Source organism: Actinomadura bangladeshensis (genome assembly GCF_004348335.1).
In the GTDB taxonomy this organism is placed as follows: Bacteria; Actinomycetota; Actinomycetes; order Streptosporangiales; family Streptosporangiaceae; genus Spirillospora; species Spirillospora bangladeshensis.
Genome location: NZ_SMJW01000324.1, coordinates 1 through 7,831, shown reverse-complemented (window position 1 = coordinate 7,831; position 7,831 = coordinate 1). Strand labels below are relative to the sequence as shown.

The following is a 7,831-nucleotide window of genomic DNA, read 5'->3' as shown; positions in this document are numbered from 1 at the left end:
CGCGCGCACCGCGGAACTCCTCGCCGAGGTCCAGCCCCGGCACCGCGCCGGCAACGAGGAGTGCGCCAAACCGGAACCGACGGAGAAAGCCCCTCCGGAGCATGCGGGGCGGCCGGCTCGAACACCATGCTCTTCTGGCCCAAGACCCCTCTGAGAACAAATCTCACGGCGGCTGAAACGAAGTACTGGCTTGGCACCGACCTCACCGACTACGACTGCAGCCGGGACCGGTGGTGCATGACAGTGCTCAGTTCATCGGCAGCATCAAGCTGGGCCAGGGCGTCGGACTCCTCGCCCCCGCACACGTGCCTGAGCATCTGACGACTGACATCACCGTCATACCGGTCGTCGGCGTGTCGCCCAGCCAGTTGCGGATCGTCTGGGCGACGTCCGCGACCTCTCCCGACGTGGCGAGATTCGTCCGTCACGCTACGGAGCACGCCACCGCGGCCTGACACCCGCCAACATGCGCCCGTGGTGGTGGCGAAGTCGCCTGGTCTACGCAGAAACCCAGGGCGTCCATCGCTTCGCATGTCTCGCAGATCCTGCCAGTAGAGGTGGGAGCCGACCGTGCGCGGTGAGAGGAACAGCTTCTCCCCGATCTCGCGGTTCGTCAGCCCGCGGGCCGCCAGCCGGACGATCTGCTGCTGCTGGGGGCTGAGTTCGGTGAAGGCGCGGGGCATCACGTCGGTCGCCTCGATGCCGGCGGCGCGCAGTTCCGCCTGTGCCCGCTCGATCCACGGCCGCGCGCCGAGGCGCTGGAAGGTTTCCAGGGCGGCGCTCAGCAGCGGACGGGCCTCGGCGATACGGCGCCGCCGCCGCAACCATTCCCCGTAGTCGAGCCGCGTCTGCGCCCGTTCAAAGGGCCACTGTTCGCCCATGGGATCCGCGAGCGCCGTCTGGAAGAACGGTTCCGCGTGCTCGGGGTCCGCCAGCAGGGCTCGGCCCCGGTCGATCAGCGCGGCCACCCGTGCCGACATGCCCTCACCGAGCCGCCGTGCCGACCGTTCCAGCAGCTCCGCGGCGTGCTCTTGCCGTCCTCGGCGGGCGGCCGCCGCCGCCAGTTCGGCCAGGACGGTGTAGGAGACGTGGTAGTGGACCGGATCGCCGTCTTTGGTGAACGCGGAGCGGAACTGCGTGTACGCGGTGTCGTAGTCGCCCTCGGCCACGGCCGCCATCCCAGGGCACGACGTGCGAAGACCGCGACGGAGCGGCTCTGAAGCGGATCGACGAGAGCCAGTGCCCTACGCGGCGGCGACCGCCTCGGCAAGCCGGCGCCCGGCGGTCGTGTCCCCGAGCAGGCTGGCCACCGTCGCGTCGAGTGCCTGGGCACACGCCTCGGCGTGGTCGAGTCCGGCCGACGACGCCACCGCCGAGATCTCGGCGGCCACCGAGCGGGCCTCGGCCCATCGGCCCTGCTCCAGGCGGGTCCAGCCGACCGCGCATGCCAGTCCGTCCGGGAGCGGTCCACGGGCCTGCCACTGGTCGAATGCCTCGTCGAAGGCCCTGGCGGCGAGGGTGGTCCGGTCGAGCAGCCAGGCCACGATGGCCAGCGCGGTCAGGCGACCGGCGTCGCCCTTGGCCTCGGCGATGAGCCCGGGCAGCACCGGGGCGAGGGTGGCTCCAGCGCTGCCGGGGTCGGTGACGGCCCGTACCCAGACGTGCAGGGCCGCTCCAGCGGCATCGTCGGGCATGCGGCAGAGCAGGCTCTGGATCTGTCGCTTTTGGGACTCCTCGCCCGAGTAGTAACGGAAGCTGTCCGGTGGCCAGCGCGGCTTTGCCCAGTAGCGCCTGGTCATCGGTGCACTCGCGGACTGCGGCGGCCAGGTGTTCCACCCAACCCAGTTGGCCGGTGAAGACGGCGGTGGCGGCGGCCTCGGTCAGAAGGCGCGCCCGGTCCTCGCGGCGCGGGCTGAGTTCCGCGGCGCGCTCCTGGGCCGCGGCAGCGGCCGCGAAGCCACCTCGGCGCCGGGCCCGGTCGGCCGTCTACTGGAGGGCGGCCGACACGTCCTCGTCGGGGCGTACGGTCGCGGCGGCGAGGTGCCAGGCGCGGCGGTCGGGCTCCTCGCGCAGCAACTCCGCGAGCGAGGTGGGCCCTGCGGCGTTCGTCGAACGACGCGGCATGGTAGACGGCGGAGCGGACGAGGGGGTGACGGAAGGAGATCCCGGATCCGTCCTGGCGTACGAGACCGGCCCGGTCCGCGGATGCCCATGCCTCGTCATCCGCCTCGGGGAGTCCCGCGGCCGCCGCCCGGCCTGCTCGACGTCGTCGCGGCGCTGTGCTGGGTGCGGGAGAACATCGCCGCCTTCGGCGGTGACCCGGACAACGTCACCCTCTTCGGTCAGTCGGCCGGGGCGACCGTCGTCGGCGGCATCCTCGCCACCCCTGAGGCCGCGGGCCTGTTCCGCCGGGCGATCGTGCAGAGCGGCAGCGGTCTGGGCGCGTTCACCACCGAACAGGCCGCCCGTGTCACCAAGGCCGCGGCCGAGGAACTGGGCATCGAACCGCACGTCGACGCCTTCGCGGACATCTCCGACGAACGCCTGGTCGAGGCCGCCTCCAAGCTCGTGGGCATCGACCTGCAGACCGCCACCCACCACGACCCGCTGATCGGCCTCAGCCCCTTCAGCCTCGTACTCGACACGCAGCCCGCCGTATCCGTCGCCGCCGGCCTGAGCGCCGATGTCGACCTGCTCATCGGCACCAACACCGAGGAGGGAAACCTCTACCTGGTCCCGGTGGACAAGTACGCCACCTCGACCCCCCAGGATGTCGACGACACCGCGGCGCGCTCGCACCCGAAGCCCGCGCAGCTCGTGGAGACGTACCGCAACACCCGCCCGGAGGCGTCCTTCGGTGAGCTGCGCTCAGCCATCATCGGCGACGCGCTGTTCGGCGCGGGCAGCTGGGCCCTGGCCGGCGCACATGCCGCCCGCTCCCGGTCCGCCACGTACAGCTACGAGTTCGCCTGGCGTTCCCAGGCCCTGGGCGGAGACCTCGGTGCCACCCACGCGATGGAGCTCCCCTTCGTCTTCGACATCGCGGAGCTCCCCCAGCTGGCGGGAGAGGGCGCCCTGCTCGGCCCCCGCAAGCCCCCCGCGGACCTCGCCGCCCGCACGCACGGGGCCTGGATCCGCTTCGCCAGGACCGGCAACCCCGGCTGGAACCGGTTCGACACCACACGCCGGGCCACGATGCGCATCGACGCCGACTGGATCCAGGTCGACGACCCCCGCGGCCAGGAACGACAGGCCTGGGCCCGGCCCCTCGCACAGACCGCCCTGCGCCCTTCCGTCAAGGACACACCATGACCAGAATCATGATCACCACCGACAACGCACCCAGGCTGCCGGCCCCGCTGTCCCAGGGCGTCCGCAAGGGCCCGATCCTCCAGGTCTCCGGACAACTCCCCTTGGCCCCGGAGACCGGCGAGGTCGTCGGCACCACGGTCGCCGAGCAGACCACGCAGACCCTGCGCAACGTCACCGCCGTGCTCGAGGCGGCCGGCGCGGGCCTGAAGGACGTCGTGATGCTCCGCGTGTACCTCACCGACGCGGCTCACCTGGCCGAGATGAGCGAGGCATACGCGGCGGTGGTCGGCGAGCCGTTCCCCGCCCGCACCACCGTCCACACGCAGCTTCCGCCGGGACTGCTCGTCGAGGTCGACGCCCTGGCAGTGCTGGACGACTGACCTCGCCCGCAGAGAAAGGTCCGGTCCCGCTAGGTCCCCGGGACCGTGCCGGGCCAGCGTCCATCCTTGAGAACAGGGTAACGCTGAGGCAGCGGATCGCTTTGCGGCGTGTCTTGCCTTTGTGAGTGCGGCGGGTCAGGTAGTCCTTGGTCTGCGGGTCGCAGCGTTCCAATGTGAGCGCGATGTGGTGCAGGGCACGGTAGAGCGCTCGGTCGCCGTGGGGGTTGAGGCGATGCCGGACGTTCCGTCCGCTGCTGGCCTGGATCGGGCTCACACCGGCCAGAGCGGCGAAACGGCCTCGTTGCGGAAGCGGCCGGGACCCGACCAAGACACCCAGGCTTATGCTGCGGTAATGACACCGACGCCGCGCATGGCCCTAAACACGACCTAGGGCTTGGCGGAGGGTTAGGGCGTGGCGGGTTTTGAGGCGGCGCAGTTCCCAGAGGCTCACCGCTGTGACCGAGAGGGGGCCGCCGAGGATCACCGCGGCCCGCACCGGTACCGGGAGGCCGTTGTAGTCGTTCGAGATCAGGTCCGCGATCGCGAGTTCCCAGACCAGGACGGTTGCGATGAGCGGGGGCAGGACCTCGTGGATGTCGGCGGTCCGGACCACGTTCACCAGTGAGATGGCGGCACCGCAGAACACGAATGCGAGCGCCCACAGCAACACGAGCGCGATGATGATCATGAAGAGGAGCTTCATGTAGACGGCCGGGGACGGCTGCTCGTCGTCGCCGATGAGGCCGCCTTCCGGCATGACGGAGACGACCGCGATGAAGAACAGGACCGTGCCGACCAGAGCCACCAGCGACCCGAGCGGCTTCAGCGCCCGCCGCAGATACTGGCCGCGGCGGGGCGGACGGCTTCCGAGGATGAACGCGCCGACGACGACCGGGAACGTGGCCGGCAGCAGGGTCGCGGACATCACGATTGGTCGAACCGCTCGTAGGCCACGGACTTGGCGTCCGAGGCGACGCGGTACGTCACCATGACCCACACGACTGCGATGAGACCGACCACCGCGCGCAGGACCTGGACCTTTCGCACCACCGGATCGTCCACCCGGTCCGGCCGGGACGCCCTGGCGACCTGGCGTCCGGCCGCGATCGGGTTGAGCAGCCGGAGCACCCGCCCCGCGCGCGACGGTGGCCGGGGCGGTCCCGGCCGCGGTCCGGGCGGCCGCCAGTGAGGTCCGGGCGGTGGGCCGGGCGGTTGCGGCGGCCACGCGGGTGGTTGCGGTCCACCGCCGTACGGTCCCCAGGGGCCCTGTCCTGCACTCATCGACGTCCCTGCCTTGTTCGAGGAGGTGACCGGGAGCTCACCGTAACCGAGTGAATGGACATCTGAAATGCGCGCACTCGGGTGGCTTCGTCCGGAGGAGCGGAATCGGCCGACGTGGCGCGCCTCCGCACCTCGGCCGGTTTGACACCCCTTGGGAGGAAAATGTTCGCGCGATCGCTCGTGCTGCCCCTGACCGTGCCACTCATCCGGAGAAACCTGTCGACGCCGGAACCGGAAGTGTCAAGTTAACGGTGTAACTCGATCTTGTGGGTTCTAGTGGTGGTTGGCTGACAGGCGGCCATCGAAGGCGATGTCGAAGGCGTTGAGGGCGGGCTTCCAGCGGCTGATCCGGCGTTTCTGGCCCTTGCCGGCGGGGTCCGGGCTCATCACGGCGAGGTAGACGCACTTGAGGGCGGCCTGCTCGTTGGGGAGGTGCCCGCGGGCCTCGACCGCACGGCGGATGCGGGCATTGACGCTCTCGACGGCGTTTGTGGAGCACACCACCCGGCGGATCTCGGCGTCGAACTGCAAGAACGGCACGAATTCCGCCCAGGCGTTCTCCCACAGACGCACGATCGCCGGGTACTTCTCACCCCAGGACTCGGCGAACTCCAGGAACCGGTCCTCGGCCGCCTCGGCGGTCGGTGCGGTGCAGACGGGCTTGAGCGCCTTGGCGACGGCGTCCCAGTGCTGGCGGGCGGCGTAGCGGAAGGTATTGCGCAGCAGGTGGATGACGCAGGTCTGGGTGAGAGCCCGCGGCCAGACGGTTTCGATCGCGTCCGGCATGCCGCTCAGCCCGTCGCACACGACCATGCACACGTCGGACGCGCCGCGGTTGCGGATCTCGGTGAGGACCTGCAGCCAGTACTTGGCTTCCTCGCCGCCGTCGCCGGCCCACAGCCCCAGGATGTCGCGCCTGCCGTCGACAGTGACGGCCAGCGCCGTGTAAATCGGCCGGTTGGCGACCCGCCCATCGCGGATCTTGACGTTGACATCGATGAAGATCACCGGATACACGCTGTCGAGCGGCCGGTTCTGCCACTCGGTCATGCCGTCGATGACCTTGTCGGTGTTGGTGGAGATGGTCTGCTTGGACACCTGTGTGCCGTAGACGGGGCTTCCCCCCGAAATGTGGACACCGGGTTCATGCGGCAGCGGTCAGGCTACCTGTGGTTTTCTCGTAGTTGATCGGTGAGAGCTGGCCCAGGGCCGGGCGGCGGCGGGTGTTGTAGCGGGTGATCCAGGCGAATACGGCCTGGCGGTGCGGGCGTCGGGCCGGTGGGCGGCTCCTTGCAGGGTTTCGCGTTTGAGGGTGGCGTTGAAGGACTCGGCGGCGGCGTTGTCGGCGCTGGTGCCGACCGCGCCGCGGGACCGGGTGACCCCGAGCCGGCGGCAGGCCCGCTCGAAGTCGGTGCTGCAGTACTGGGCGCCGTGGTCGGAGTGGAAGATCGCCCCGTCCAGGCGTCCGCCGCGGGCCGCTGCGGCCGCCTGCAGTGCGTCGGCCGCCTGCAGTGCGTCGGCCGCCTGCAGTGCGTCGGTCACCAGGTCGGCGCGCATGTGGTCGGCGATCGACCGGCCCCGCCGGCCGGCGCGAGCCCAGATCCAGCACGGTGGCCGGGTAGAGGAACTCCCCGTCGGCGACCGGCAGGTAGGTGATGTCGCCGACGTACCGCTGCCCGGGGCCGGGGCGATGCCGGGGCGGTGAAGTCTCGTTTGATCAGGTCGGGCACGGGTGTGGCGTCGGGGTCGGGCAGTGTGGTGCGGATCTTGCGGCGCAGCCGCAGCCCGGCGATCCCGAACGCGCGCATCACCCGCTCGATCCGCTTGTGGTTGACCCTTAGCCCTTGGTCGCGCAGTTCGGCGGTGATCCGCGGGGACCCGTAGGTGCCGTCCAGTTCGGCGTGGATGCGCCGGATCCTGGTGGCCAGGTCCTCATCGGCGCGCCGCCGCGACGGCCGCCCAGCGGCGGGTCACGCCACCGGTAGAAGCTGGAGCGCGCGATCTCCAGCACCCGGCACAACCGCTTCACCCCGTAGGCGTCACGATGGTCCTCGACGAACTGGAAGCGGTTCACCAGCGCGTCTTCCCGGCGAAATAGTTGGCGGCCTCGCGCAGGATGTCGCGTTCGGCTTCCAGCTCACGGATCCGGGCCTTGAGCTGCTGGTTCTCCTGTTCACGCACGTCAGCAGACGATAGGGCCCGCTGCGACGGCGGCCGGGTGGGGGCCGGCGCGGCCGGTGCCGTCCCACGCCGTTGAGCCTCCAGCACCCAGTTGCGCAGCGTGCCCCTGCTGATCTCCAGATCAGCAGCGATCCGCTTGTAGGTGACTGGCGGTGAGGGGTTGGCCGGCTCGCCGGCCAGCGGGTCGGCTCGCCCGCCCACGCCGGGTGCGGGCAGGGGCCAGAAGGCTTCCGGTGTCAGCCGGTGAGGCCGGCGTCGTGGGCGAGCAGGGCGACCTGGGTACGGTTGTTGAGATCGAGTTTGGTGAATATGCGGGAAATGTGGGCTTTCACGGTGGCCACGCTCATGAACAGCTCGCCCGCGATCTCGGCGTTGGACTTGCCCCGCCCGACGGCGATGGCGACCTCGCGTTCGCGTTCGCTGAGCTGATGCAGTGCGGTGGTGGCGTGCTGTTGCCGGGCGGCGGCGCCGGTGTCGCTGAGGTGGGCGATGAGCCGTCGGGTGACGGTCGGCGACAGGATGGGTTCGCCGGCTGCAACCCGCGCGATGGCGCGCAGGATCTCGGCGGGTGGCGTGTGTTTGAGCAGGAAGCCGCTGGCCCCGGCGCGCAGGGCGCGCAGGACGTACTCGTCAGCGTCGAAGGTGGTCAGGACGATGACCTCGGGTGGGTCGGGTCG

At 70.5% G+C, this 7,831-nt stretch carries 8 protein-coding genes and 4 pseudogenes; 3 read left to right on the top strand and 9 right to left on the bottom strand.

Going from position 1 to position 7,831, the window contains the following annotated elements; genetic code table 11:
- Window positions 1-230: 230 nt before the first annotated feature.
- A complete protein-coding gene (locus E1284_RS44200) occupies window positions 231-455 on the top strand; it encodes a hypothetical protein (protein WP_424923529.1) in 225 nt (74 codons plus the stop codon).
- Between the two features lie 150 nt (window positions 456-605).
- Here the strand turns inward: E1284_RS44200 and E1284_RS44195 are convergent.
- The 3 genes and pseudogenes from E1284_RS44195 to E1284_RS43475 all read right to left on the bottom strand — a co-directional run.
- Window positions 606-683 (bottom strand): annotated as a pseudogene (locus E1284_RS44195) (hypothetical protein); the annotation flags it as partial.
- Window positions 684-1,244: 561 nt separating this feature from the next.
- Complete coding sequence (locus E1284_RS43480) at window positions 1,245-1,694, bottom strand: hypothetical protein (protein WP_243714961.1); 450 nt, start codon at window positions 1,692-1,694, stop codon at window positions 1,245-1,247.
- Between the two features lie 292 nt (window positions 1,695-1,986).
- The gene (locus tag E1284_RS43475; protein WP_243714960.1) at window positions 1,987-2,124 is read right to left on the bottom strand and encodes a hypothetical protein; all 138 of its coding nucleotides are present in this window, start codon (window positions 2,122-2,124) and stop codon (window positions 1,987-1,989) included.
- An 87-nt stretch (window positions 2,125-2,211) separates the two neighbouring features.
- Here E1284_RS43475 and E1284_RS36295 point away from each other — a divergent pair, with 87 nt between their 5' ends.
- Together E1284_RS36295 and E1284_RS36290 are read left to right on the top strand one after the other, a co-directional pair.
- Complete coding sequence (locus E1284_RS36295) at window positions 2,212-3,312, top strand: carboxylesterase family protein (protein ID WP_243714959.1); 1,101 nt, start codon at window positions 2,212-2,214, stop codon at window positions 3,310-3,312.
- Window positions 3,309-3,692 carry a RidA family protein gene (locus tag E1284_RS36290; RefSeq protein WP_131944676.1) on the top strand — a complete coding sequence of 128 codons (384 nt, stop codon included), beginning with the start codon at window positions 3,309-3,311 and terminating at the stop codon, window positions 3,690-3,692. The genes E1284_RS36295 and E1284_RS36290 overlap by 4 nt, the downstream gene beginning before the upstream one ends.
- A gap of 151 nt (window positions 3,693-3,843) precedes the next feature.
- Here E1284_RS36290 and E1284_RS44190 read toward each other — a convergent pair.
- From E1284_RS44190 to E1284_RS36260, 6 genes and pseudogenes are all read right to left on the bottom strand, one after another.
- Window positions 3,844-4,020: pseudogene (locus E1284_RS44190) on the bottom strand (transposase); the annotation flags it as partial.
- 48 nt (window positions 4,021-4,068) lie between these two features.
- Window positions 4,069-4,617 (bottom strand): hypothetical protein, encoded by a 549-nt coding sequence (locus tag E1284_RS36280; RefSeq protein WP_131944675.1) that lies wholly within the window; start codon window positions 4,615-4,617, stop codon window positions 4,069-4,071.
- Window positions 4,617-4,820, bottom strand: coding sequence for a hypothetical protein (locus E1284_RS42095; protein WP_165965566.1), 204 nt, complete (start codon window positions 4,818-4,820; stop codon window positions 4,617-4,619). Before E1284_RS42095 ends, E1284_RS36280 begins: the two co-directional genes overlap by 1 nt.
- Window positions 4,821-5,246: 426 nt before the next feature.
- Window positions 5,247-6,086, bottom strand: a pseudogene (locus tag E1284_RS36270) (IS256 family transposase); the annotation flags it as partial.
- Between the two features lie 31 nt (window positions 6,087-6,117).
- Window positions 6,118-7,370, bottom strand: a pseudogene (locus tag E1284_RS36265) (IS3 family transposase).
- Between the two features lie 20 nt (window positions 7,371-7,390).
- Window positions 7,391-7,831: LuxR C-terminal-related transcriptional regulator (locus E1284_RS36260; protein ID WP_131944673.1), on the bottom strand; the 441-nt coding region annotated here is incomplete at its 5' end.

Excerpts from the sequence above, each read along its gene's own strand:
- E1284_RS43480 (WP_243714961.1), bottom strand. The coding sequence starts at position 1,694 with ATGCCCGACGATGCCGCTGGAGCGGCCCTGCACGTCTGGGTACGGGCC.
- E1284_RS43475 (WP_243714960.1), bottom strand. The coding sequence starts at position 2,124 with ATGCCGCGTCGTTCGACGAACGCCGCAGGGCCCACCTCGCTCGCGGAG.
- E1284_RS36295 (WP_243714959.1), top strand. The coding sequence starts at position 2,212 with ATGCCTCGTCATCCGCCTCGGGGAGTCCCGCGGCCGCCGCCCGGCCTG.
- E1284_RS36290 (WP_131944676.1), top strand. The coding sequence starts at position 3,309 with ATGACCAGAATCATGATCACCACCGACAACGCACCCAGGCTGCCGGCC.
- E1284_RS36280 (WP_131944675.1), bottom strand. The coding sequence starts at position 4,617 with ATGTCCGCGACCCTGCTGCCGGCCACGTTCCCGGTCGTCGTCGGCGCG.